Raw genomic sequence first — 25,089 nt, forward strand, 5'->3', positions numbered from 1 at the left:
CCAGGCGTAAGGCACAATAATTACACTCTATGAAGAACATACGTAACTTTTCGATCATTGCTCACATCGACCACGGTAAATCGACGCTGTCTGACCGTATTATTCAGATCTGCGGTGGCCTGTCTGACCGTGAAATGGAAGCGCAGGTTCTCGACTCGATGGATCTTGAGCGTGAGCGCGGTATTACTATCAAAGCGCAGAGCGTAACGCTCGATTTCAAATCCGCTGATGGTGAAACTTACCAGCTTAACTTCATCGACACCCCAGGCCACGTTGACTTCTCGTATGAAGTTTCTCGTTCGCTTGCCGCTTGTGAAGGCGCACTGCTGGTGGTGGATGCCGGGCAGGGCGTTGAAGCGCAAACCCTGGCAAACTGCTACACCGCGATGGAAATGGATCTCGAAGTGGTGCCGGTCCTCAACAAAATTGACCTGCCAGCCGCCGATCCCGAGCGTGTCGCCGAAGAGATTGAAGACATCGTCGGTATTGATGCGACCGATGCCGTGCGCTGCTCGGCGAAAACCGGCGTGGGCGTGACTGACGTTCTGGAACGTCTGGTGCGTGATATTCCGCCGCCGCAGGGCGATCCGGATGGCCCATTACAGGCGCTGATCATCGACTCCTGGTTCGATAACTATCTCGGCGTTGTCTCGCTGGTGCGTATTAAAAACGGCACCCTGCGAAAAGGTGAGAAAATCAAAGTGATGAGTACCGGTCAGACCTATAACGCTGACCGTCTGGGGATCTTCACGCCTAAACAGGTTGATCGTACCGAGCTGAAATGCGGCGAGGTAGGTTGGCTGGTGTGCGCTATTAAAGACATCCTCGGCGCACCGGTTGGCGATACCCTGACTCAGGCACGTAACCCGGCAGAAAAAGCGCTGCCAGGCTTTAAAAAGGTGAAACCGCAGGTTTATGCGGGCCTGTTCCCGGTCAGCTCTGATGATTATGAAAACTTCCGCGACGCGCTTGGCAAGCTGAGCCTCAACGACGCCTCTTTGTTCTATGAACCGGAAAGTTCTACTGCGCTGGGCTTCGGCTTCCGCTGTGGCTTCCTGGGGCTGTTGCACATGGAGATCATTCAGGAGCGTCTGGAGCGTGAATACGATCTGGACCTGATCACCACCGCGCCGACCGTAGTATATGAAGTCGAAACTACCGCGAAAGAGACGATTTACGTCGACAGTCCGTCCAAGCTGCCGCCGCTAAACAACATCTATGAGTTGCGTGAGCCGATCGCGGAATGTCACATGCTGCTGCCTCAGGCATACCTCGGTAACGTGATTACCCTGTGTGTTGAGAAACGTGGCGTACAGACCAACATGGTTTACCACGGTAACCAGGTGGCGCTGACCTATGAAATCCCGATGGCTGAAGTGGTCCTCGACTTCTTCGATCGCCTGAAATCCACCTCGCGCGGTTATGCATCGCTGGATTACAACTTCAAACGCTTCCAGGCTTCCGACATGGTGCGTGTTGATGTCTTGATCAACAACGAACGTGTCGATGCGCTGGCGCTGATCACTCACCGTGATAACTCGCAGAGTCGTGGTCGCGAACTGGTGGAGAAAATGAAAGATCTGATCCCACGTCAGCAGTTCGATATCGCCATCCAGGCAGCAATCGGGACGCACATCATTGCGCGCTCTACTGTGAAACAGTTGCGTAAAAACGTTCTGGCAAAATGCTATGGCGGTGATATCAGCCGTAAGAAAAAGCTGCTGCAGAAGCAGAAAGAGGGTAAGAAGCGTATGAAGCAGATCGGTAACGTTGAGCTGCCTCAGGAAGCGTTCCTCGCCATTCTGCATGTCGGTAAAGACAGCAAATAATCCTTAAGGAGTTGGCATGGCGAATATGTTTGCCCTGATTCTGGTGATTGCCACATTAGTCACGGGCATTTTATGGTGCGCAGATAAGTTTATTTTCGCGCCAAAACGTCGGGAGCGTCAGGCGGCAGCGCAGGCTGCTGCCGGAGATTCACTGGATAAGGCAACGTTGAAGAAAGTTTCGCCGAAGCCTGGCTGGCTGGAAACGGGCGCTTCGGTATTTCCGGTGTTGGCTATCGTGCTGATCGTGCGTTCGTTTATCTATGAACCTTTCCAGATCCCGTCGGGTTCGATGATGCCGACGCTGTTGATCGGTGACTTTATCCTGGTGGAGAAATTCGCTTACGGTATTAAAGATCCGATTTATCAGAAGACCCTGATCGAAACGGGTCATCCCAAACGCGGTGATATCGTGGTCTTTAAATACCCGGAAGATCCACGTCTGGATTACATCAAGCGTGCAGTCGGCTTACCGGGTGATAAAGTGACCTACGATCCCGTTGCGAAAGAAGTGACTATTCAGCCGGGCTGTCGTTCAGGTCAGGCGTGTGAAAACGCGCTGCCGGTCACCTATAGCGACGTTCAGCCGAGCGATTTTGTGCAGACATTTGCACGTCGTAACGGTGGTGAAGCGACCAGTGGTTTCTTCGAGATCCCGCTGAGCGAAACGAATGAGAACGGTATTCGTCTGTCTGAGCGTAAAGAGACGCTGGGCGAGGTGACGCACCGCATTCTGACCGTGCCGATTGCTCAGGATCAGGTGGGGATGTATTACCAGCAGCCAGGACAGCCGCTGGCGACCTGGATTGTGCCGCCGGGCCAGTACTTCATGATGGGCGACAACCGCGACAATAGCGCGGATAGCCGTTATTGGGGCTTTGTCCCGGAAGCGAATCTGGTCGGTAAAGCTACTGCCATCTGGATGAGTTTTGACAAACAAGAAGGCGAATGGCCGACGGGCGTTCGTTTAAGCCGCATTGGTGGTATCCACTAATTGCCGCGAATCGTTCACGTTGTCGTCGTTATGACGGCAACGTGAATTATTTCTTCGATAAATCCGCCCAGACTAACGACATCCCTTGTCGTTGTGTATAGAATATTCCCCCGAAGTTTCAGGTTGGCGCCTCCAGGTCGCCACGGCACACGAAACAGCGTTGGTCCCCCTATATGAGCAAACATAAGCTGCTTAATGCGGCCGGAAGAATGCTACATATATCAGGTCTGTTTCGTGTGCTGAATTGTTGACGCATTTATTTATTGGTATCGCATGAACCCCATCGTAATTAATCGGCTTCAACGGAAGCTGGGCTACACTTTTACTCATCAGGAGTTGTTGCAGCAGGCATTAACTCACCGCAGTGCCAGCAGCAAACATAACGAGCGCTTAGAGTTTCTTGGTGACTCAATTTTAAGTTTTGTGATTGCGAATGCGCTATATCACCGTTTCCCGCGGGTAGACGAAGGTGATATGAGTCGTATGCGCGCAACGCTGGTGCGTGGGAATACGCTGGCTGAATTAGCCCGTGAGTTTGATCTGGGCGAATGTCTGCGCTTAGGGCCGGGAGAACTGAAAAGTGGTGGCTTCCGTCGTGAGTCGATTCTGGCCGATACCGTCGAGGCGCTGATTGGCGGGGTTTTCCTCGACAGCGATATCCAGACCGTTGAAAAGCTGATCCTCAACTGGTATCAGACTCGTCTGGACGAAATCAGTCCAGGCGATAAGCAAAAAGATCCGAAAACGCGTTTGCAGGAATATTTGCAGGGTCGCCATCTGCCACTGCCCTCCTATCTGGTGGTGCAGGTGCGTGGTGAAGCGCACGATCAAGAATTTACTATCCACTGCCAGGTCAGCGGCCTGAGTGAACCGGTGGTTGGCACAGGTTCGAGCCGTCGCAAGGCGGAACAGGCTGCCGCCGAACAGGCGCTGAAAAAACTGGAGCTGGAATGAGCGACGAAAAAACGTATTGCGGATTTATTGCCATTGTCGGTCGCCCAAACGTTGGTAAATCCACGCTGTTGAATAACCTGCTCGGGCAGAAGATTTCGATCACCTCCCGTAAAGCGCAGACCACGCGTCACCGTATTGTCGGGATCCATACCGAAGGGGCTTATCAGGCGATTTACGTGGATACCCCGGGTCTGCACATGGAAGAGAAGCGTGCAATTAACCGTCTGATGAACAAAGCGGCCAGCAGCTCCATTGGTGATGTTGAACTGGTGATCTTTGTGGTGGAAGGTACCCGCTGGACGCCGGATGACGAGATGGTGCTCAACAAACTGCGTGGCGGTAAAGCGCCGGTGATTCTGGCCGTCAATAAAGTGGATAACGTGCAGGATAAAGCCGAGCTGCTGCCGCATCTACAGTTTCTGGCCAGCCAGATGGACTTCCTCGACATCGTGCCGCTCTCAGCGGAAACCGGGATGAATGTCGATACCGTCGCGGGCATCGTGCGCAAGCATCTTCCGGAAGCGGAGCATCACTTCCCGGAAGATTACATCACCGATCGTTCACAGCGTTTTATGGCGTCTGAAATTATCCGTGAAAAGCTGATGCGTTTCCTTGGTGCTGAACTGCCATACTCCGTGACCGTAGAAATCGAACGCTTCGTGTCAAACGAGCGCGGCGGTTATGACATCAACGGGCTGATCCTTGTCGAACGCGAAGGGCAGAAGAAGATGGTCATTGGCAACAAAGGGGCCAAAATCAAGACCATTGGTATTGAAGCGCGTAAAGACATGCAGGAAATGTTTGAAGCGCCGGTTCACCTTGAACTGTGGGTGAAAGTGAAATCTGGCTGGGCCGATGACGAACGCGCGCTGCGCAGTCTCGGTTACGGCGACGATCTCTAAACCTGCGCTCTGAACAGGCGACGAGTATGATGGAGGGCTGGCAGCGCGCATTTGTCCTGCATAGTCGTCCCTGGAGCGAAACCAGCCTGATGCTGGACGTATTCACGGAAGAGTCGGGTCGTGTGCGCCTGGTTGCCAAAGGTGCACGTTCTAAACGCTCTAATCTGAAAGGCGCCCTCCAGCCTTTTACCCCCCTGTTAGTTCGCTTTGGCGGACGTGGCGAAGTCAAAACGCTGCGTAGCGCGGAAGCGGTTTCTCTGGCGCTTCCTCTAAGCGGTATCACGCTGTACAGCGGCCTGTATATCAACGAACTGCTTGCTCGTGTGCTGGAGCACGAAACCCGCTTTTCTGAACTCTTCTTCGATTACCTGCACTGCATTCAGGCACTGGCGGGGGCAACGGGAACGCCGGAGCCGGTGCTGCGCCGTTTTGAACTGGCGCTACTCGGTCATCTTGGCTATGGGGTTGATTTCCTGCACTGTGCGGGCAGCGGCGAGCCGGTGGAAGACACTATGACCTACCGCTACCGAGAAGAAAAAGGCTTTATCGCCAGCGTCGTGATTGACAACAGCACCTTTACCGGACGCCATTTGCGGGCGCTGGCAGAACGCGAATTCCCGGATGTCGATACGCTACGTGCGGCGAAACGCTTTACCCGCATAGCCCTGAAGCCGTATCTTGGTGGTAAACCCTTAAAGAGCCGCGAATTATTCCGGCAGTTCATGCCGAAGCGAACATAAAATCACGAGGATTGTCATGGCTGAATTACTGTTAGGCGTCAATATTGACCACATTGCCACGTTACGTAATGCACGCGGTACCGCGTATCCAGATCCTGTCCAGGCGGCATTCATTGCCGAACAGGCGGGTGCCGATGGTATTACCGTTCATTTGCGTGAAGACCGCCGCCACATTACCGACCGTGATGTTCGCATTCTGCGCCAGACGCTGGATACACGTATGAATCTTGAAATGGCGGTAACGGAAGAGATGCTGGCGATTGCCGTTGAAACCAAACCCCATTTTTGCTGCCTGGTGCCGGAAAAGCGCCAGGAAGTGACAACCGAAGGCGGACTGGATGTGGCCGGGCAGCGCGATAAAATGCGTGATGCCTGTAAACGTCTGGCCGACGCCGGGATCCTTGTCTCGCTGTTCATTGATGCCGATGACGCGCAAATCAAGGCGGCTGCTGACGTCGGCGCGCCGTTCATTGAAATTCATACCGGCTGCTACGCAGAGGCAAAAACCGATGCGGAGCAGGCACAGGAACTGGCGCGCATCGCAAAAGCCGCCACTTTCGCCGCGAGTCTGGGACTGAAAGTGAATGCGGGTCATGGTCTGACCTACCACAACGTCAAAGCTATCGCCGCACTACCAGAAATGCACGAGCTGAATATCGGTCATGCGATTATCGGTCGCGCGGTGATGAGCGGGTTGAAAGAGGCCGTTGCGGAAATGAAGCGTCTGATGCTGGAAGCGCGCAGTTAATGGCCATTCTTGGATTAGGTACCGACATCGTGGAGATTGCGCGCATTGAAGCCGTGATCTCCCGGTCCGGTGACCGGCTTGCCAGGCGGGTGCTCAGCGAGAACGAGTGGGCAATCTGGGAAACGCACCAACAGCCGGTGCGTTTTCTGGCAAAACGCTTTGCCGTTAAAGAGGCGGCCGCGAAAGCTTTTGGTACCGGGATTCGCAATGGGCTGGCGTTTAATCAGTTTGAAGTATTTAACGATGAACTCGGTAAACCGCGCCTGCGGCTATGGGGAGAGGCGTTAGCGCTGGCGGAAAAACTGGGTGTTGCACATATGCATGTGACGCTGGCCGATGAACGCCACTATGCCTGCGCCACGGTCATTATTGAAAGTTAGATTTTATCGGCGTGATGCATCTGGACAAACTTGTCCCAAAGCTGTTCTTCCGTTTCGACATGTGCCGGATCTTTGAGGATCGTATTGGGGATCGGGCACACCTTCTGGCAGGTGGGCGTGTCGTAATGACCGACGCACTCAGTGCACTTGTCGCTGTTAATCTCATAGATGCTGTCGCCCATTGAAATGGCCTCATTCGGGCATTCGGGTTCGCACATATCGCAATTAATGCATTTTTTAGTGATTAACAGGGCCATCAGGAAACTCTCAAAACAACACAAACCGGGCGGGCATTATACGCGCATTCTTTGCTCAGACCAGTTTTTTTACCAGCGCCTCACTGTGGCGGATACGTTCTGGCGCATGCTCCAGATCCTGCTGTACCAGCGCCATAAAAAGCAGATCGGTGAGCATCATCTGCGCGTGGGTGGAAGAGATCGCCGCGCTACGGGTGGCCTGTTCTTCCGCGATGGTATACAGGCAGTGACTGGCGCGCTGCTGAAGCGCATTGGGGGTGAAACCCGTGATTGCCAGGATCTGCCCGCCGACGCGTAAAGTCTCTTCTGCCGCCAGGTTCAGTTCCCGACGCTCACCGCTATAGGAAATCGCCAGTAGCAGATCGTCCGGCGTCAGCGCCTGAACCGTGGCCAGCAGGGCATGCATATCGCGCTCAACAATGGCGTTCAGGCCAATTTTCATCAGCTTCCAGGCAAAATTCTGCGCCACCAGGCCGGATGCGCCAATCCCGGTTAACACGATCCGGCGGGCGTTACGCAGCATCGTCACGCTTTCACTTAGCTTCTCTTCCATGTTGACATCCAGCGTGGCATGCATCGCCGCCACATTCTCTTTGATCAGTTTCTCGCCGACCAGGCGCAGGGGATCATCGCCACGAATTTGGTTATGCACCGGCACAGAATGCGGATTCGGATTGCTGGCCAACGCTTCGCTTATCGCCAGTTTAAGCGCCGGGAATCCCTTATAGCCGAGTTTTTGCGCGAACTTCACCACGCTCGACTGGCTGACGCCCGCTTCAGCCGCCAGTTGCTGAGAGCTGAGATGGCGGGCGGCGTCGGGGTGTATCAGAAGGTAGTCCGCGAGTTTTTTATCGCTCTGCGCAAATCCCGGATAGCGCTGGCGGATACGAATCAAACAGTTCATGGTCTCTCCCGACGAAAACGTGATGGCGGCGACAAAATGAAATTTCACTCGCCTGCACGAATATTATATTCCATTATTGGTGTTTAATATGAATTAAAAATTCCTGAGGAGCAAATATGAATCTTGGCGCTTTAGTATCAGAAACCCGTAATCCGCAAACAATGGACCTCGATGCGTTATCAACACTGGATCTGGTTCACTGTTTTAATCAACAGGATACGCTGGTAGCGGAAGCAGTAAAAGCAACATTGCCCGATGTTGCGAGCGCCGTCGATGCCGCAGCTGAAGCGTTAAAATCCGGTGGCCGGATTATCTATATGGGGGCGGGAACCAGCGGGCGACTCGGCGTGCTGGATGCGTCTGAATGCCCACCAACGTTTGGCGTTCCTCACGGGTTGGTGGTGGGGCTCATCGCCGGCGGTCCGGGAGCATTGCTGAAAGCCGTTGAAGGAGCAGAAGACAACGCGCAGCTGGGTGAAGACGATCTTATCGCCCTGAACCTTGCGCCACAGGATCTGGTCGTCGGGCTGGCGGCCTCAGGACGTACGCCGTATGTCATTGGTGGACTTAAATATGCCCGTAAAACGGGCTGTACCACGGTCGCTATCTCCTGTAATCCTGACTCGCCTATTGCGCAGGAAGCGGATATCGCGATTTCACCCGTGGTCGGGCCGGAGGCGCTGACGGGCTCAACGCGCCTGAAATCCGGCACCGCGCAAAAACTGGTGCTTAATATGATTTCCACCGGGGCGATGGTGAAGTTTGGCAAGGTCTACCAGAACCTGATGGTGGATATGAAAGCCACCAATATCAAACTGATGGATCGTGCGTGTCGAATGGTGGTTGAAGCCACAGGTATTACACGCGCAGAGGCGGAAACGCTGCTCAAGCAAACTGACTTTGACGTCAAGCCAGCCATTCTTATGGCGCTGAGCGGTCTTAACGCCGATGCGGCGCGCGAAAAACTGGCTGCCCATCAGGGATTTTTACGGGCTGCGTTAGCAGATTCATCGAGGTAACTATGGATAAGACGGCGACCCTTGCCAGCGACATTCTGCTGGGGATAGGCGGAGAGCAAAATATTCTGCGTCTGGAAAATTGCATGACGCGCGTCCGGGTGGAAGTGAAAGACGATACGGTGCTGGATATCCCGCATTTGAAACAGCTGCCGGGCGTCAGTGGCTACGTGAAGCAGGGGGCGCAGCATCAGCTCATCGTCGGGCCTGGCAAAGCGGCAAAGGTTGTTGATGCTATGCGCTCGCAGCTGGCGCAAGGGAGCGCACGCCCGGAAGATGATGACATTGAGCGCACGAAATCGCAGGTGAAGGCGAAGTACAAAGCGCCGATGAGCGATGCGCTACGCAAGCTGGCGAACGTTTTTATCCCCCTGATCCCGGCGTTTATCGCCTCCGGTTTAATCACCGGCATCATTAACATTCTCAAACGCCCGGATATCGTCGGTGATTTCGCCACCCATTACCCCAATATGCTGGGGCTGATGGGGATCTTCGGCAGTGCGGTCTTCGCTATCATGAATATTCTGGTGGGGGTGAATACCGCCAAAGTCTTCGGCGGTTCGCTGGCGATGGGCGGCGTGATGGCGGGTATTCTCTCGAGTCCACAACTGGCGCAAATTACCCTCTTCGGCGAAGCGCTGCAGCCAGGACGCGGCGGGGTCATCGCCGTGCTGTTGGTGGTGGCGCTGATGTGCTGGATCGAGCGTAAGTTCCGTGACATTTTGCCGGGATCGCTGGAGCTTATCCTCAACCCGCTGCTGACGACGATCATCACCGGTACGATTGCGATTGTGGCGCTGCAACCGCTGGGAGGCTGGATTTCGGAGTCGATCGCTCATGGCGCGTCATGGGCGATCGATCGTGGCGGCTTTCTGGTGGGCGCGGTTCTGGCGGGGACATTCCTGCCGCTGGTGCTGACAGGGCTGCATCAGGGGCTGGTGCCGATTCACGTCGAGCTGGTGCAGGCCCATGGCTATAACGCGCTCTTTCCCATTCTGGCGATGGCGGGGGTCGGGCAGGTGGGGGCAGCAATTGCCGTGCTGATGAAAACCCGTAACGCGCGGTTGAAAAAAGTGATTAAGGGGGCGTTACCGGTGGGATTACTCGGTATTGGCGAACCGCTGATTTTTGGCGTTACGCTACCGTTGGGTAAGCCCTTTATTGGCGCTTGCCTTGGTGGCGCAGTAGGCGGAGCGTTGATCAGCTACTGGAAAGTCGCTACCGTGATCACCTTCGGTATTTCCGGATTGCCGCTGGCGTTAACGATTGTTGCCGGAAAAGTGTTGTTCTATCTGTTAGGCTATTTAGTAGCAGTGATAGCCGGGTTCCTGTTTACCTGGCTGTTAGGATTCAACGATCCCGAGGAGTAAGGTTTGACCCATCACGCGCGTCGTGTCGTTTTTTTCGATTTAGATGGCACGTTACATCAGCAGGATATGTTCGGTAGTTTCCTGCGCTATCTGTTGCGTCGCCAGCCGCTGAATGCGCTGCTTGTGCTGCCGTTGTTGCCCGTGATTGTCGGCGCGTTACTGATCAAAGGACGCGCCGCGCGATGGCCGATGAGCCTGCTGCTGTGGGGATGTACCTTCGGTCATAGCGAAGCCAGTCTACAGGCCAGGCAGGCCGATTTTGTTCGCTGGTTCCGGCAGAGTGTCACGACGTTTCCTCAGGTACAAGAGCGTTTAACCACCTATCTGCTCAGCTCCGATGCCGATATCTGGCTCATTACCGGTTCACCGCAGTCGCTGGTGGAACAGGTCTACGTGGACACGCCGTGGCTGCCTCGCGTGAATCTGATCGCCAGCCAGATGACGCGCGGGTACGGCGGTTGGGTGCTGACCCTGCGCTGTCTGGGGCATGAAAAAGTCGTGCAGCTGGAGCGTAAAATTGGCACGCCGTTGCGCCTTTACAGCGGCTATAGCGACAGCAATCAGGACAACCCGCTGCTCTATTTTTGCCAGCACCGCTGGCGCGTCACGCCCCGGGGAGAACTTCAGCAACTGGAATAGTTAAAAGACGAAAGGGGTAGCGACCATGTATAATGCGCCCGCTATGTTTACCGGAGTACCCCCTTTGTCAGATGTTGAATTTAGCCACGAATACTGGATGCGTCATGCGTTAACGTTGGCGAAGCGCGCCTGGGATGAACGTGAAGTCCCGGTCGGTGCCGTATTGGTGCACAACAATCGCGTGATTGGCGAAGGGTGGAACCGCCCGATTGGCCATCACGATCCGACCGCGCACGCTGAGATCATGGCGCTGCGCCAGGGCGGTCTCGTCCTGCAAAATTATCGTCTGATTGACGCGACGCTGTATGTGACGCTTGAACCGTGCGTTATGTGTGCTGGTGCGATGGTGCACAGCCGTATCCGTCATGTGGTGTTCGGCGCGCGCGATGCAAAAACCGGCGCTGCCGGCTCGCTGATCGATGTTCTGCATCATCCGGGAATGAATCATCGCGTTGAGGTTACCGAAGGGATCCTGCGTGAGGAGTGCGCGACGCTGCTCAGTGATTTCTTCCGCATGCGCCGTCAGGAGATCAAAGCCTTGAAGAAAGCCGCAAGCCAGTAGCCATTACGGCCTGTTTACTTATTCTCTTCTTTCTTCTGTGGTAAACGCAGCAGCGACGGCGAGTGCGTCAGATAGCTGGATGATGATTGCGACAGGAAGGCGGCGAGCGGTCGCCGCTGTTTACCAAATTCCGTTGGTGAGACGACCGGATACTCTTCTGCCAGTTTCATTTCTTCGGCCAGTTGCTTTTCTTTCTCCTGCAAATAGCCCTGCAGGCTTATCTGATATTTACGGATGTTCTCAACGTAGGCATACGCCTCATGTCCGCGCGCGTAGCCGTAGGTCAGCTTACTGTAATACTGTTTTTGACTGAGCAACGGCAGACGCTGTTTGACGTCTGCCCAACTGTCGGGGTTTCCCTTCGTTTTGGCCGTCAGCGCACGCGCATCAAGCATATGCGCATAACCCATGTTATAGGCCGCCAGCGCAAACCAGATACGCTCGTTCTCCGGCACGGTGTCCGGTACTTTACTCATCATGTCTTGTAAATAGCGAGCTCCACCGCTGATGCTCTGCTCAGGATCGGTCCTGTCGGTCAGACCGAGACTTTGCGCGGTGTTTTTGGTGAGCATCATCATGCCGCGCACGCCGGTTGGCGATGTGGCCTGCGGATCCCAGTGCGATTCCTGCCAGGAGATCGCTGCAAGCAGTTGCCAGTCAATCTCCTGGGCGTGTTTTTCAAACAGCGGTTTCAGGTCGGGGAGCATGGCGTCAACCGCGCGCAGAAAGGTGCGGGTATCGACATAGTCGAAATCATCGCCGTGCCCCAGATACTTTTCTTCGAGACGCGCCAGGGAGCCGTCCTCATTCATACCGTTAAAGAAATCGAGCAGGGCGGCAGACAACGTATTGTCATCATCCAGCGGACTAAACCAGGTTACCGGCTGTTCGTCGGTGATATCCAGCGCAACGGCCAGTTCGGGATGAACGCGCTGGTAGAGGCTGATGGCGACAGAGTCAGCAATGGTGTAATCCAGCTGTCCGGCAATCACTGCATCAAGCAGTTCCGTTGAACCTTTTTTCTCATCGATCCGCCAGCTTAGCTCAGGGTATTTTGTCTGTTTCAGGGTTTGCAGATCGTTCGCCACCACATGCCCCGGGGTGATAGTGAGCTGACTTTCCGTCACGCTGCCCAACGTACGGGGACGATACTGGCCCACTTTGTAGACCAGTTGCTGGGACACCGAATAGTAGGTCGGTCCCGGCTGGTAGTTTTTCACGCGTTCGCTGTTGTAGACCAGCCCGGCCGCCAGCAGGTCGGCGTTGCCATTATCCAGGTCGTCAAACAGCTGGCTGATGTTCTGGCGTACGGTAATCTTAAGCTTTACACCAAGATAGCTGGCGAACTGCTGCGCCAGCTCGTAATCGAGCCCGTACAGTTTACCCTCGAGCTTCGTCCAGGTGAGCGGCGACTCAATCGTGCTTACGCGCAACTCTCCCCGCGACTGGATCGCGGCGATACGATTATCGGCTTTACCAAACCAGGGGATTGAGGGCCAGAGGGCCGCTGCCAGTAGCAGCGTCAGTATGCCGATGAACAGATAATTAATCTTTAATTTTTTCAATTAGTTAATTCTCTGAACCGTGCGTAGCCTCAGAATGGGAGTAGGAATAGAAAGACCAGGAATATTCATCAATGAGCGGCATTTTGCTTAAACTTGCGTCAGTTGGCAACAAATTACAGCTATCGGTAGCATCGTATGATAACAACGCGGGGCGATTTTATTTCGACGCAAACGGTTTCGTCGGCGGTTCATATTCTTTATAATGACGCCCGTTTCCCCACTTGGGCACACTGAAAGCTGAGAAGACGAGAGACTTATGATGGAAATTCTGCGTGGTTCGCCTGCACTGTCCGCATTCCGTATTAACAAACTGCTGGCACGTTTTCAGGCTGCCAACCTCCAGGTAAGCAATATTTACGCCGAGTACGTCCATTTCGCTGACCTGAACGCCCCGTTGAACGAGGATGAGCACGCGCAGCTTGCCCGTCTGCTGAAATATGGCCCCAGCCTGAGCAGCCACACCCCGGAAGGGAAACTGCTGCTGGTGACGCCTCGCCCTGGCACCATCTCCCCCTGGTCTTCCAAAGCGACAGATATCGCCCATAACTGCGGTCTGCAACAGATTGACCGTCTGGAACGCGGCGTTGCATATTACGTTGAGGCCTCTACGCTGACCGCAGAGCAGTGGCAGTGGGTTGCCGCGGAGCTGCACGATCGGATGATGGAGACGGTGTTCTCTTCATTAACCGACGCGGAAAAACTGTTTGTTCACCATCAGCCAGCGCCGGTTGCAAGCGTTGACCTGCTGGGTGAAGGCCGTCAGGCGCTGATTGACGCTAACCAGCGTCTCGGTCTGGCGCTGGCGGATGACGAAATTGATTACCTGCAGGATGCGTTTACCAGACTGGGGCGCAACCCGAACGACATCGAACTCTATATGTTTGCGCAGGCGAACTCTGAGCACTGCCGCCACAAGATTTTCAACGCCGACTGGGTAATCGATGGCAAGCAACAGCCGAAGTCGCTGTTCAAGATGATTAAGAATACTTTTGAAACCACTCCTGACCATGTGCTTTCTGCGTATAAAGACAACGCGGCGGTGATGGAAGGGTCTGAAGTGGGGCGTTACTTTGCCGACCATGCTACCGGTCGCTACGATTTCCACCAGGAAGCGGCACACATCCTGATGAAGGTGGAAACCCATAACCACCCAACGGCGATTTCTCCATGGCCGGGAGCGGCGACCGGTTCTGGTGGTGAAATCCGTGATGAAGGGGCTACCGGACGCGGCGCGAAGCCAAAAGCGGGTCTGGTAGGCTTCTCCGTCTCTAACCTGCGCATTCCGGGCTTTGAGCAGCCGTGGGAAGAAGACTTCGGCAAGCCGGAGCGTATTGTGACCGCGCTGGATATCATGACCGAAGGCCCGCTGGGCGGCGCGGCGTTTAACAACGAATTTGGTCGTCCGGCGCTGAACGGCTATTTCCGGACTTACGAAGAAAAAGTGAACAGCCACAACGGCGAAGAGCTTCGCGGCTATCACAAACCGATTATGCTGGCGGGTGGGATTGGTAACATCCGTGCCGATCACGTGCAGAAAGGCGAGATTGTCGTCGGGGCGAAACTGATCGTTCTCGGCGGCCCGGCGATGAATATCGGCCTGGGCGGCGGCGCGGCGTCCTCGATGGCCTCCGGCCAGTCTGACGCGGATCTCGATTTTGCCTCCGTACAGCGTGATAACCCCGAAATGGAACGCCGCTGCCAGGAAGTCATCGACCGCTGCTGGCAGTTGGGTGACGCCAACCCGATCCTGTTTATCCATGACGTCGGCGCCGGCGGTCTGTCGAACGCGATGCCTGAACTGGTTAGCGACGGCGGACGCGGCGGTAAATTCAAACTGCGTGACATCCTCAGCGATGAGCCGGGTATGAGCCCGCTGGAGATCTGGTGTAACGAATCCCAGGAACGCTATGTGCTGGCCGTGGCGGCGGATCAACTGCCGCTGTTCGACGAGCTGTGTAAGCGTGAACGTGCACCGTATGCGGTGATTGGTGAGGCGACAGAAGAACTGCATCTGTCGTTAAACGATCGTCACTTCGACAACCAGCCTATCGATCTGCCGCTAGACGTACTGCTCGGTAAAACGCCGAAAATGACCCGCGACGTTCAGACGCTGAAGGCGAAAGGTGAGGCACTGGATCGTACTGACATCACGATTGCGGACGCCGTTAAACGCGTTCTGCATCTGCCGACGGTGGCCGAAAAAACCTTCCTCGTGACCATTGGCGACCGCACCGTGACCGGAATGGTGTCCCGCGATCAGATGGTCGGTCCGTGGCAGGTGCCGGTGGCAAACTGTGCGGTAACCACCGCCAGTCTCGACAGTTACTATGGAGAAGCGATGTCAATTGGCGAACGTGCGCCAGTGGCGCTGCTCGACTTCTCTGCTTCTGCCCGTCTGGCGGTTGGGGAAGCGCTGACCAACATCGCCGCCACGCAGATTGGCGATATCAAACGCATTAAGCTTTCCGCGAACTGGATGGCGGCAGCCGGTCATCCGGGTGAGGACGCGGGCCTGTATGAAGCGGTTAAAGCGGTCGGTGAAGAACTCTGTCCGGCGCTGGGTCTGACCATTCCGGTGGGTAAAGACTCGATGTCGATGAAAACCCGCTGGCAGGAAGGCAATGAACAACGCGAAATGACCTCGCCGCTGTCGCTGGTGATTTCCGCTTTTGCCCGCGTGGAAGATGTGCGTCATACCATCACGCCGCAGCTTTCTACTGAAGACAACGCGCTGCTGCTGATAGACCTGGGCCGTGGCCATAACGCGCTGGGTGCCACGGCGCTGGCGCAGGTGTACCGTCAGCTTGGCGATATACCGGCAGATGTGCGTGACGTCGGGCAACTGAAAGGCTTTTATGACGCGATGCAGGCGCTGGTGGCGCAACGTAAACTGCTGGCCTATCACGACCGTTCCGACGGTGGTCTACTGGTAACGTTGGCTGAAATGGCCTTTACCGGTCACTGTGGTATTCAGGCGGATATCGCGGCCCTGGGCGACGATCGTCTGGCGGCGCTGTTTAACGAAGAACTGGGTGCGGTGATTCAGGTTCGCGCAGCGGATCGCGACGCAGTGGAAGCGCTGCTGGCGCAACACGGTCTGGGCGATTGCGTACATTACCTGGGCCAGGCCGTCACGGGCGATCGTTTTGTTATTGAGGCCAACGGTCAGGTCGTCTTTAGTGAAAGCCGCACGACGCTGCGTATCTGGTGGGCTGAAACCACGTGGCAGATGCAGCGTCTGCGCGATAACCCGGAGTGTGCCGATCAGGAGCACGATGCCAAAACCAACGATGCCGATCCGGGCCTCAGCGTGAAGCTGACGTTTGATATCAACGACGATATCGCGGCACCCTATATTGCGACCGGTGCGCGTCCGAAGGTCGCCGTGCTGCGTGAGCAAGGGGTGAACTCTCATGTGGAAATGGCGGCAGCGTTCCAGCGCGCAGGCTTTGACGCGATTGACGTACATATGAGCGATCTGCTCGGTGGTCGAACCGGTTTGGGTAACTTCCAGGCGCTGGTGGCCTGCGGTGGCTTCTCTTATGGTGACGTACTGGGCGCAGGTGAAGGCTGGGCGAAATCAATTCTGTTCAATAACCGCGTGCGCGATGAGTTCGAAACCTTCTTCCATCGCCCACAAACGCTGGCGCTGGGGGTGTGCAACGGCTGCCAGATGATGTCGAACCTACGCGAACTGATCCCAGGCAGCGACCTGTGGCCGCGCTTTGTGCGTAACCATTCGGATCGCTTTGAAGCCCGCTTCAGCCTGGTTGAAGTGACCCAGAGCCCGTCACTGCTGTTGCAGGGCATGGTCGGCTCGCAAATGCCGATTGCCGTTTCGCACGGGGAAGGGCGTGTTGAAGTTCGTGATGCCGCCCATCTGGCGGCACTGGAAAGCAAAGGCCTGGTCGCGCTGCGCTTCGTCGATAACTTCGGCAACGTCACGGAAACTTACCCGGCTAACCCGAACGGTTCGCCGAACGGGATTACCGCAGTGACCACCGAAAATGGTCGCGTAACGATTATGATGCCGCACCCGGAGCGCGTATTCCGTACCGTCAGTAACTCATGGCACCCGGAAAACTGGGGCGAGGATGGGCCGTGGATGCGTATCTTCCGCAACGCACGCAAGCAGTTGGGGTAAGGTACACGTAATGATTAAAGCCCGGTTGACGTACCGGGCTTTTTTTATGGCAGGTGCAGGATACTTTTTTGACTTCCCGTACTCACAATAACTCCCCCGCTTAAGCCCGTCGCGATCGGTCAGGATGAGGGCCGAAGGTGCTCAGCCGTCATGTCGTGTGTCTTGCGTATCTTTATAATCACTCTCGCTAATTTGGCCTGTCGGGAATTCACGACAAATATGCGTGAGGAGTGTCTCTAAAAAGAGACATTTAACTGATTGATTTATATGGCTCTAAGTATATTGCATTTAAGGTGTTGTCAATTGACGACGGTTTGGTTAAAAAACGGTCATTCTATTCATGATATAAAAGTTATTTAAAGTTCAATAAATTCATTGTGTTAAATAATTGTTTTGAATGTTGGCACAGTTACTGCATAATAGTAGCCAGTGGCTCATTCACCTTCTTATGTCAGCCCCTTCGGGACGTGCTACATAAACTTCGAATGACGCACAACAAGGTGCCTGCCGTCCAACTTCTGATAATAGCTTTGCTTTATCAACCATCGGGCGAAACGTCGAGTTAGGCACCGCCTTATTCCATAACAAAGCCGGGTTCAGCCCGGCTTTGTTGTATCTGGCGTTTCCCTCAGTTAGCATCGTGCTATTCATCTCCTGTGAGAGTAACGCATTGAAGCGCTGGTCTGTTTTCCCCCGGTCATTACGCCAGCTGGTGACGCTGGCATTCCTGCTGATCCTGCTACCGCTGCTGGTGCTTGCCTGGCAGGCGTGGCAAAGCCTGAACGCACTCAGCGCCCAGGCGGCGCTGACGAACCGTACCACACTTATTGACGCGCGCCGCAGCGAGGCGATGACCAATGCCGCGCTGGAGATGGAACGCAGCTACCGTCAGTATTGTGTGCTTGACGACCCGACGCTGGCGAAGGTGTATCAGAGCCAGCGCAAACGCTACAGTGAAATGCTGGACGCTCATGCGGGCGTTCTGCCGGATGATAAGCTGTATCAGGCGTTGCGCCAGGATCTCAACGGTCTGGCACAACTGCAATGCCGTAACAGCGGACCCGATACCGCCGCCGCCGCGCGGCTGGAAGCGTTTGCCAACGCCAATACCGAAATGGTGCAAGCGACGCGTACCGTGGTTTTTTCACGCGGGCAGCAGTTACAACAAGAAATTGCCGAACGCGGGCAGTTCTTCGGCTGGCAGGCGCTGGTATTGTTTCTGGTGAGTCTGGCGATGGTGCTGCTGTTCACGCGGATGATTATCGGGCCGGTAAAGGGCATCGAGCGGATGATCAATCGTCTTGGGGAAGGGCGATCGCTGGGCAATACGGTCACCTTTGCCGGACCGCGAGAACTGCGTTCCGTTGGACAACGAATCATCTGGTTGAGCGAGCGCCTCTCCTGGCTGGAGTCTCAACGCCATCAATTTTTGCGCCATCTCTCCCATGAGCTGAAAACCCCGCTGGCCAGCATGCGTGAAGGCACCGAACTGCTGGCGGACCAGGTGGTGGGGCCGCTGACACCGGAACAAAAAGAGGTGGTTGGCATTCTTGATGACAGCAGCCGCAATTTGCAAAAATTGATTGAGCAACTGCTTGATTACAACCGCAAACTGGCTGACAGCGCCATTGAAATGGAAAGCGTAGAGATTGAACCGCTGGTGGATATGGTAGTTTCCGCTCATAGTCTACCGGCCCGCGCTAAAATGATGCATACCGACATTGAGCTGGCGGCCGATCGCTGTCTGGCCGAGCCGATGTTACTGATGAGTGTGCTGGATAATCTTTATTCCAATGCGGTGCACTATGGGGCCGAATCCGGTAACATCCGTATTCGCAGCCGCTTACAGGGATCAACGGTGTACATCGATGTTATCAATACCGGAACCCCTATTCCTGAAGCGGAAAAAACCATGATTTTCGAACCTTTTTTCCAGGGAAGTCATCAACGGAAAGGGGCAGTGAAGGGGAGCGGACTGGGGTTGAGTATCGCCAGAGATTGTATCCGCCGTATGCAGGGGGAGCTGTATCTTGTCGATGAAGAGGCGCAAGAGGTTTGCTTCCGCATAGAACTGCCATTATCTGCAACGAAAAACGACTAAATAACGCTAAGCCTGGTGAATATGCCACACGTTTTTGTTCACATTTTCCAACGTTTATTCTCCCGTCAGGTCATCCTGGCGGGCATGCCCTGCCTTGCGCTGATGGGCTGTACGCCCCATGCGGTGAAACACATCACCGGAGAGGCGCCGCAGGATACCCTCCCGACGTATCAGCTCGCGGACTACCTGTCGGTTGAGTGTACCGATATCTGGACATTGCAGGGACAATCGACGGATACCAACCCTCTTTACTGGCTGCGCGCCATTGACTGCGCGGATCGCCTGCTGCCGGTGCAGTCGCGTAGCGAAGCTCGTATGCTGAGTGACGCCAACTGGCAAAACGCTTTTAAGCGCGGCATCTTGCTGGCGAACGCCAAAATCACCCCACTGGAGCGTCGCGAAAACATCTCTCGACTGGATGCGTTCAGCTCACAGATCCCGGCGCAGGTGCGCCCGCTTTATCAGATCTGGCGCGACGGACAATCGTTACAGCTCCAGCTCGCCGAAGAGCGCCAGCGTTACAGCAAACTGCAGCAGACGACCGATGGCGATCTGGATACGCTACGTCAGCAGCATCAGTACTTACAGGCACAGCTCGATCTTACCACGCGTAAACTGGAGAACCTGACCGACATCGAGCGTCAGCTTTCCACCCGTAAACCGGCGGGAAATTACAACCCGGATGCGACGCACGGCGGTGACAAGTCTGAGGGACAAACGCCGGTGCCATCACAAGATGAGGTAACCCCATAATGAGTCGTAAACCGGCGCATTTACTGCTCGTGGATGATGATCCTGGCCTGCTAAAACTGCTGGGTATGCGCCTGACCAGTGAAGGCTATAGCGTGGTGACCGCTGAAAGTGGGGCAGAGGGACTGCGCGTTCTGAATCGTGAAAAAGTGGATCTGGTGATAAGCGATCTACGCATGGATGAGATGGACGGCATGCAGCTGTTCAGTGAGATCCAAAAGGTGCAGCCGGGAATGCCGGTCATCATTCTGACCGCCCACGGTTCGATTCCGGATGCGGTCGCCGCAACGCAAAAAGGCGTGTTCAGCTTCCTGACTAAACCCGTGGATAAAGATGCGCTGTATCAGGCGATCGACGAGGCGCTTGAGCAGTCGGCGCCCGCCACGGATGATAGCTGGCGTGAATCTATTGTCACCCGTAGCCCGCTGATGTTGCGTTTGCTGGAGCAGGCGCGGATGGTGGCGCAGTCCGACGTCAGCGTGTTGATCAATGGTCAGAGCGGTACCGGGAAAGAGATCTTCGCCCAGGCTATTCATAATGCCAGCCCGCGCAGCAGCAAACCGTTTATTGCTATCAACTGCGGGGCACTACCGGAACAATTGCTGGAGTCGGAGCTTTTCGGCCACTCGCGCGGCGCGTTTACCGGCGCAGTGAGTAACCGTGAGGGGTTGTTTCAGGCGGCGGAAGGCGGGACGCTGTTCCTTGACGAGATTGGCGATATGCCCGCGCCGCTACAGGTCAAACTGCTGCGTGTCTTGCAGGAGCGTAAAGTCAGGCCGCTTGGCAGCAACCGCGACATCGATATTGATGTGCGTATCATCTCGGCAACCCACCGTGATCTGCCGAAAGCGATGGCGCGCGGCGAGTTTCGCGAAGATTTATATTACCGCCTCAACGTGGTGAGTCTGAAGATCCCGGCGCTGGCGGAGCGAACCGAAGATATTCCTCTGCTGGCAAATCATCTGCTACGTCAGTCAGCGGAGCGGCATAAACCGTTTGTGCGGGCGTTTTCGACGGATGCCATGAAGCGGTTGATGACAGCCAGTTGGCCGGGCAACGTGCGTCAACTGGTGAACGTGATCGAACAGTGTGTGGCGTTGACCTCTTCGCCGGTGATCAGCGATGCGCTGGTGGAACAGGCGCTGGAAGGAGAAAACACTGCACTGCCGACCTTTGTTGAAGCGCGTAACCAGTTTGAACTGAACTATCTGCGCAAGTTGCTGCAAATCACCAAAGGCAATGTGACGCATGCGGCAAGAATGGCGGGCCGTAACCGGACGGAGTTTTATAAACTCTTATCACGCCACGAGCTGGATGCAAACGATTTCAAAGAATAACGTTGCGTAATATGTTACGTTTATACCCTAAATAATTCGAGTTGCAGGAAGGCGGCAAGGGAGTGAATCCCCAGGAGCTTACATAAGTAAGTGACTGGAGTGAACGAGTGCAGCCAACGCACATGCGACTTGAAGTATGACGGGGATATCCGATTAAAAGACAGGCGACCTTTTCAAGGACTAGCATGAAAAAGATTGATGCGATTATTAAACCCTTCAAGCTCGATGATGTGCGTGAAGCGCTGGCTGAAGTCGGTATTACCGGGATGACCGTTACCGAAGTGAAAGGCTTTGGACGTCAGAAAGGGCATACCGAGCTGTACCGTGGCGCGGAATACATGGTGGATTTTCTGCCGAAGGTGAAAATTGAAATCGTCGTGCCGGACGATATCGTTGAAACCTGTGTAGATACCATTATCCGTACGGCGCAGACGGGCAAAATTGGCGACGGGAAGATTTTCGTCTTTGATGTGGCGCGTGTGGTGCGTATCCGTACCGGTGAAGAAGACGACGCGGCAATTTAAGCCGCGCCGCGCTTGCCGGATGGCGGCGTGAACGCCTTATCCGGCCTACAACATCCCGTAGGCCTGATAAGCGCAGCGCCATCAGGCATGACGTAATTACAAGACCTTATGCGGGCCGAAGCATTCGTAATGAATGTTTTCGTTATTCACGCCCAGTTCAACAAGTTGCTTCGCGGCAAACTGCATAAAGCCCACCGGACCGCACAGATAGTACTGCATTCCCGGAATATCGATCGCCCCTTTCATCGCCTTCAGATCCATCAGCCCAACGCTATCAAACGCCCCTTTCGCACGATCGGTCTCGCGCGGTTCGCGATACCAGGTGTGGGTGCTAAAGCGTGGCAACGTTTTACCCAGTTCGTTCACCTCATCGGCAAACGCATGGACATCGCCGTTTTCTGCGGCGTGGAACCAGTTGACCTGCGCGCTGTGGTTCGCTTTTGCCAGCGTATCCAGCATCGCCAGCATGGGCGTTTGACCAACGCCGGCAGAAATCAGAGACACCGGCGTATCGCGGGCGACCGCCATAAAGAAATCGCCAGCCGGCGCGGCTAAATGAACAATATCGCCGATGTTTGCATGGTTATGCAGCCAGTTTGATACCTGACCGCCCTCTTCACGCTTAACGGCAATACGGTAGCCTTTGCCATCCGCTTTACGGGTCAGAGAATACTGCCGAATCTCCTGATGCGGAAAACCTTCCGGCTTCAGCCAGACTCCAAGATACTGACCTGGCTGGTATTCGGCCACGGAACCGCCGTCAAGCGGTTCAAACTCAAAGCTGGTAATCACCGCGCTGCGCGGGGTTTTCGCCACAATGCGGAATGGACGCGTACCTTCCCAACCGCCGGTTTTACTGGCGTTCTCACTGTAGATTTGCGCTTCGCGATTGATAAAGACATTCGCCAACACGCCGTAGGCTTTACCCCACGCATCCAGCACTTCCTGGCCCGGACTGAACATTTCGTCGAGGGTTGCCAGCAGGTGTGTACCGACAATGTTGTACTGTTCAGGTTTTATCTGGAAGCTGGTGTGCTTCTGGGCGATTTTTTCAACCGCAGGCAGTAGGGCAGGCAGATTCTCAATATTGCTGGCATAAGCGGCAATGGCATTAAACAGGGCTTCACGCTGGGAGTCATTCCGCTGGTTACTCATGTTGAAAATGTCTTTGAGTTCAGGGTTATGAGCAAACATGCGATCGTAAAAATGGGCGGTCAGTTTGGGACCTGTTTCAACCAGCAGGGGAATAGTGGCTTTTACAGTAGCGATGGTTTGGGCGTCAAGCATACGGTCTTCCTTTATGTGAATCTTTAATGATGTATATCAAATGCATCTTATAAAAAATATCCCTGCTTTGTAAATGGTTCTTTGATGCTTTACGTATTAAACGTTACAACGTGAAAAATCTGCATCACAAACCTGAAAAGAAATCCGTTGAAATTCGTAAGGTCTTCATTCCGAAAAGCCTTGTGTAGTGTGAAGGTAATCGTTTGCGTAAATTCCTTTGTCAAGACCTGTTATCGCAGAATGATTCAGTTATACTGTTGCCCGTTGTCCAACAGGACCGCCTTTTAAGGCCAAAAATTCAATCGTTAGCTGAGTCAGGAGATGCGGATGTTAAAGCGTGAAATGAACATTGCCGATTATGATGCCGAACTGTGGCAGGCTATGGAGCAGGAAAAAGTACGTCAGGAAGAGCACATCGAACTGATCGCCTCCGAAAACTACACCAGTCCGCGCGTCATGCAGGCGCAGGGCTCTCAGCTGACTAACAAATATGCTGAAGGATATCCGGGCAAGCGCTACTACGGCGGTTGCGAATACGTCGATATCGTTGAGCAACTGGCGATTGATCGTGCGAAAGAACTGTTTGGCGCTGATTACGCGAACGTACAGCCGCACTCTGGCTCTCAGGCTAACTTCGCGGTCTACACCGCGTTGCTGCAACCGGGTGATACCGTTCTGGGTATGAACCTGGCGCAAGGCGGCCACCTGACTCACGGCTCTCCGGTTAACTTCTCTGGCAAACTGTACAACATCGTACCTTACGGTATCGATGAGTCCGGTAAAATTGATTACGAAGAGATGGCGCAGCTGGCGCAGACGCACAAACCGAAAATGATCATCGGCGGCTTCTCTGCTTATTCCGGTGTGGTTGACTGGGCAAAAATGCGTGAAATCGCCGACAGCATCGGGGCGTACCTGTTCGTTGATATGGCCCACGTTGCCGGTCTGATTGCCGCAGGTGTTTACCCGAACCCGGTTCCACATGCGCACGTCGTGACCACCACCACCCACAAAACCCTGGCAGGTCCGCGCGGCGGCCTGATCCTGGCGAAAGGTGGTGATGAAGAACTGTACAAAAAACTGAACTCTGCCGTATTCCCAAGCGCGCAGGGCGGCCCGCTGATGCACGTGATTGCCGGTAAAGCGGTCGCACTGAAAGAAGCGATGGAGCCAGAGTTCAAAGTCTACCAGCAGCAGGTTGCGAAAAACGCCAAAGCGATGGTGGAAGTGTTCCTCAACCGTGGCTACAAAGTGGTGTCCGGCGGTACTGAAAACCACCTGTTCCTGCTGGATCTGGTGGACAAAAACCTGACCGGTAAAGAAGCGGACGCCGCGCTGGGTCGTGCCAATATCACCGTGAACAAAAATAGCGTGCCGAACGATCCGAAGAGTCCGTTCGTCACTTCCGGTATCCGTATCGGTTCTCCGGCCATCACGCGTCGCGGTTTTAAAGAAGCTGAAGCCAAAGAACTGGCGGGCTGGATGTGTGACGTGCTGGACAACATCAATGATGAAGCGGTGATTGAGCGCATCAAAGGTAAAGTTCTGGATATCTGCGCGCGCTTCCCGGTTTACGCGTAATTCCGTTTTGCTGTAACAAAAGGCCGCCTGATGCGGCCTTTTTTCTTTTTAGCGCCGGTCAATCGAAATCGCGCCCGGCCCCGTCAGCGCCAGCAGCAGGAATCCGCCTGCAATACTGACATTCTTATAAAAGTTAATCATATTCGGCCCCACCGCATCACCGGTCATATTCCAGAAGTGATGACCGATCACGGCGGTACCCAGCGTATAGAAAACGAAAATAACTGCCAGTGGGCGAGTGAAAAAGCCCAATACAATCAGTATTGCTGCCGGAACCTCCATGACAACGGCAACGATCGCAGCAAGCATCGGCGCAGGTGTGCCGAGAGAGGTCATATACTGTACGGTACCGTCAAACCCTGTCAGTTTAGGAAAGCCAAAAATAATAAACAGAATTGCCAGCGCAATACGGGCAATCAATAAAAACAGATGACGTGATTCTCCAAACTCAAAATAACGTAACGTGTTCATAGCAGGCTCATTAGCATGAGTAACGTACTTTAAAATT

Annotated in this window: 22 protein-coding genes and 1 pseudogene; 17 read left to right on the forward strand and 6 right to left on the reverse strand. The window is 54.6% G+C overall.

Annotation, left to right across the window (positions count from 1 at the left end):
- Positions 1-29: 29 nt before the first annotated feature.
- From lepA to acpS, 7 genes are all read left to right on the forward strand, one after another.
- Positions 30-1,829: a translation elongation factor 4 gene (gene lepA, locus KE671_RS17750; protein WP_206164490.1), complete on the forward strand. Its 1,800-nt coding sequence runs from the start codon at positions 30-32 to the stop codon at positions 1,827-1,829.
- 16 nt (positions 1,830-1,845) lie between these two features.
- Complete coding sequence (gene lepB / locus KE671_RS17755; RefSeq protein WP_206164489.1) at positions 1,846-2,820, forward strand: signal peptidase I; 975 nt, start codon at positions 1,846-1,848, stop codon at positions 2,818-2,820.
- Between the two features lie 273 nt (positions 2,821-3,093).
- Positions 3,094-3,774, forward strand: coding sequence for a ribonuclease III (gene rnc, locus KE671_RS17760; protein WP_042291512.1), 681 nt, complete (start codon positions 3,094-3,096; stop codon positions 3,772-3,774).
- Positions 3,771-4,676, forward strand: a complete 906-nt coding sequence (era, locus tag KE671_RS17765) for a GTPase Era (protein WP_206164488.1) — start codon at positions 3,771-3,773, stop codon at positions 4,674-4,676. The genes rnc and era overlap by 4 nt, the downstream gene beginning before the upstream one ends.
- 29 nt (positions 4,677-4,705) lie before the next feature.
- Positions 4,706-5,416, forward strand: coding sequence for a DNA repair protein RecO (gene recO / locus KE671_RS17770; protein ID WP_206164506.1), 711 nt, complete (start codon positions 4,706-4,708; stop codon positions 5,414-5,416).
- Between the two features lie 16 nt (positions 5,417-5,432).
- The gene (gene pdxJ / locus KE671_RS17775; RefSeq protein ID WP_206164487.1) at positions 5,433-6,164 is read left to right on the forward strand and encodes a pyridoxine 5'-phosphate synthase; all 732 of its coding nucleotides are present in this window, start codon (positions 5,433-5,435) and stop codon (positions 6,162-6,164) included.
- Positions 6,164-6,544, forward strand: coding sequence for a holo-ACP synthase (gene acpS / locus KE671_RS17780; RefSeq protein WP_206164486.1), 381 nt, complete (start codon positions 6,164-6,166; stop codon positions 6,542-6,544). Before pdxJ ends, acpS begins: the two co-directional genes overlap by 1 nt.
- Here acpS and KE671_RS17785 read toward each other — a convergent pair.
- Together KE671_RS17785 and KE671_RS17790 are read right to left on the reverse strand one after the other, a co-directional pair.
- The gene (locus KE671_RS17785; protein ID WP_042999785.1) at positions 6,541-6,801 is read right to left on the reverse strand and encodes a YfhL family 4Fe-4S dicluster ferredoxin; all 261 of its coding nucleotides are present in this window, start codon (positions 6,799-6,801) and stop codon (positions 6,541-6,543) included. The two genes, acpS and KE671_RS17785, sit on opposite strands and share 4 nt — an antisense overlap.
- Positions 6,802-6,856: 55 nt before the next feature.
- Positions 6,857-7,705 carry a MurR/RpiR family transcriptional regulator gene (locus KE671_RS17790; RefSeq protein ID WP_206164485.1) on the reverse strand — a complete coding sequence of 283 codons (849 nt, stop codon included), beginning with the start codon at positions 7,703-7,705 and terminating at the stop codon, positions 6,857-6,859.
- A 116-nt stretch (positions 7,706-7,821) separates the two neighbouring features.
- Between KE671_RS17790 and murQ the strand changes: the two genes are divergently transcribed.
- Genes murQ through tadA form a run of 4 tightly spaced genes read left to right on the forward strand, consistent with a single transcriptional unit; the run spans position 7,822 to position 11,292 of the window.
- Positions 7,822-8,724, forward strand: coding sequence for an N-acetylmuramic acid 6-phosphate etherase (gene murQ / locus KE671_RS17795; protein WP_206164484.1), 903 nt, complete (start codon positions 7,822-7,824; stop codon positions 8,722-8,724).
- Positions 8,725-8,726: 2 nt separating this feature from the next.
- Positions 8,727-10,091 (forward strand): PTS transporter subunit EIIC, encoded by a 1,365-nt coding sequence (locus KE671_RS17800; RefSeq protein ID WP_206164483.1) that lies wholly within the window; start codon positions 8,727-8,729, stop codon positions 10,089-10,091.
- A gap of 3 nt (positions 10,092-10,094) precedes the next feature.
- Entirely contained in the window at positions 10,095-10,730 is a 636-nt protein-coding gene (yfhb, locus tag KE671_RS17805) for a phosphatidylglycerophosphatase C (RefSeq protein ID WP_206164482.1), read from the forward strand.
- Between the two features lie 25 nt (positions 10,731-10,755).
- Positions 10,756-11,292 carry a tRNA adenosine(34) deaminase TadA gene (gene tadA, locus KE671_RS17810; protein ID WP_432759339.1) on the forward strand — a complete coding sequence of 179 codons (537 nt, stop codon included), beginning with the start codon at positions 10,756-10,758 and terminating at the stop codon, positions 11,290-11,292.
- Between the two features lie 14 nt (positions 11,293-11,306).
- Here the strand turns inward: tadA and mltF are convergent, their stop codons facing one another.
- Entirely contained in the window at positions 11,307-12,857 is a 1,551-nt protein-coding gene (gene mltF / locus KE671_RS17815) for a membrane-bound lytic murein transglycosylase MltF (RefSeq protein WP_206164481.1), read from the reverse strand.
- A gap of 256 nt (positions 12,858-13,113) precedes the next feature.
- On the opposite strand from mltF, the gene purL reads away from it, so the two are divergent.
- The 5 genes from purL (at position 13,114) to glnB (ending at position 21,713) form a co-directional block, all read left to right on the forward strand.
- Positions 13,114-17,001, forward strand: a complete 3,888-nt coding sequence (gene purL, locus KE671_RS17825) for a phosphoribosylformylglycinamidine synthase (protein WP_206164480.1) — start codon at positions 13,114-13,116, stop codon at positions 16,999-17,001.
- A 670-nt stretch (positions 17,002-17,671) separates the two neighbouring features.
- Positions 17,672-19,102, forward strand: coding sequence for a sensor histidine kinase (gene qseE / locus KE671_RS17830; RefSeq protein ID WP_206164479.1), 1,431 nt, complete (start codon positions 17,672-17,674; stop codon positions 19,100-19,102).
- 21 nt (positions 19,103-19,123) lie between these two features.
- Complete coding sequence (gene qseG / locus KE671_RS17835; RefSeq protein ID WP_206164478.1) at positions 19,124-19,855, forward strand: two-component system QseEF-associated lipoprotein QseG; 732 nt, start codon at positions 19,124-19,126, stop codon at positions 19,853-19,855.
- A complete protein-coding gene (gene glrR / locus KE671_RS17840) occupies positions 19,855-21,189 on the forward strand; it encodes a two-component system response regulator GlrR (RefSeq protein WP_086512879.1) in 1,335 nt (444 codons plus the stop codon). Before qseG ends, glrR begins: the two co-directional genes overlap by 1 nt.
- A 185-nt stretch (positions 21,190-21,374) precedes the next feature.
- The gene (gene glnB / locus KE671_RS17845; RefSeq protein WP_012906673.1) at positions 21,375-21,713 is read left to right on the forward strand and encodes a nitrogen regulatory protein P-II; all 339 of its coding nucleotides are present in this window, start codon (positions 21,375-21,377) and stop codon (positions 21,711-21,713) included.
- On the opposite strand, the pseudogene KE671_RS23110 reads toward glnB, so the two are convergent.
- Together KE671_RS23110 and hmpA are read right to left on the reverse strand one after the other, a co-directional pair.
- Positions 21,710-21,805, reverse strand: a pseudogene (locus KE671_RS23110) (hypothetical protein); the annotation flags it as partial. The gene glnB and the pseudogene KE671_RS23110 overlap by 4 nt on opposite strands.
- 4 nt (positions 21,806-21,809) lie before the next feature.
- Positions 21,810-23,000 (reverse strand): NO-inducible flavohemoprotein, encoded by a 1,191-nt coding sequence (gene hmpA, locus KE671_RS17850; protein ID WP_206164477.1) that lies wholly within the window; start codon positions 22,998-23,000, stop codon positions 21,810-21,812.
- A gap of 327 nt (positions 23,001-23,327) precedes the next feature.
- Between hmpA and glyA the strand changes: the two genes are divergently transcribed.
- On the forward strand, positions 23,328-24,581 hold the full coding sequence (gene glyA, locus KE671_RS17855; protein ID WP_042999800.1) for a serine hydroxymethyltransferase: 1,254 nt from the start codon (positions 23,328-23,330) through the stop codon (positions 24,579-24,581).
- Positions 24,582-24,629: 48 nt separating this feature from the next.
- On the opposite strand, the gene KE671_RS17860 is transcribed toward glyA, so the two are convergent.
- A complete protein-coding gene (locus tag KE671_RS17860; RefSeq protein ID WP_206164476.1) occupies positions 24,630-25,052 on the reverse strand; it encodes a DoxX family protein in 423 nt (140 codons plus the stop codon).
- Between the last annotated feature and the right edge of the window lie 37 nt (positions 25,053-25,089).

Source organism: Citrobacter amalonaticus (assembly GCF_018252635.1).
GTDB classification, from domain to species: domain Bacteria; phylum Pseudomonadota; class Gammaproteobacteria; order Enterobacterales; family Enterobacteriaceae; genus Citrobacter_A; species Citrobacter_A amalonaticus_E.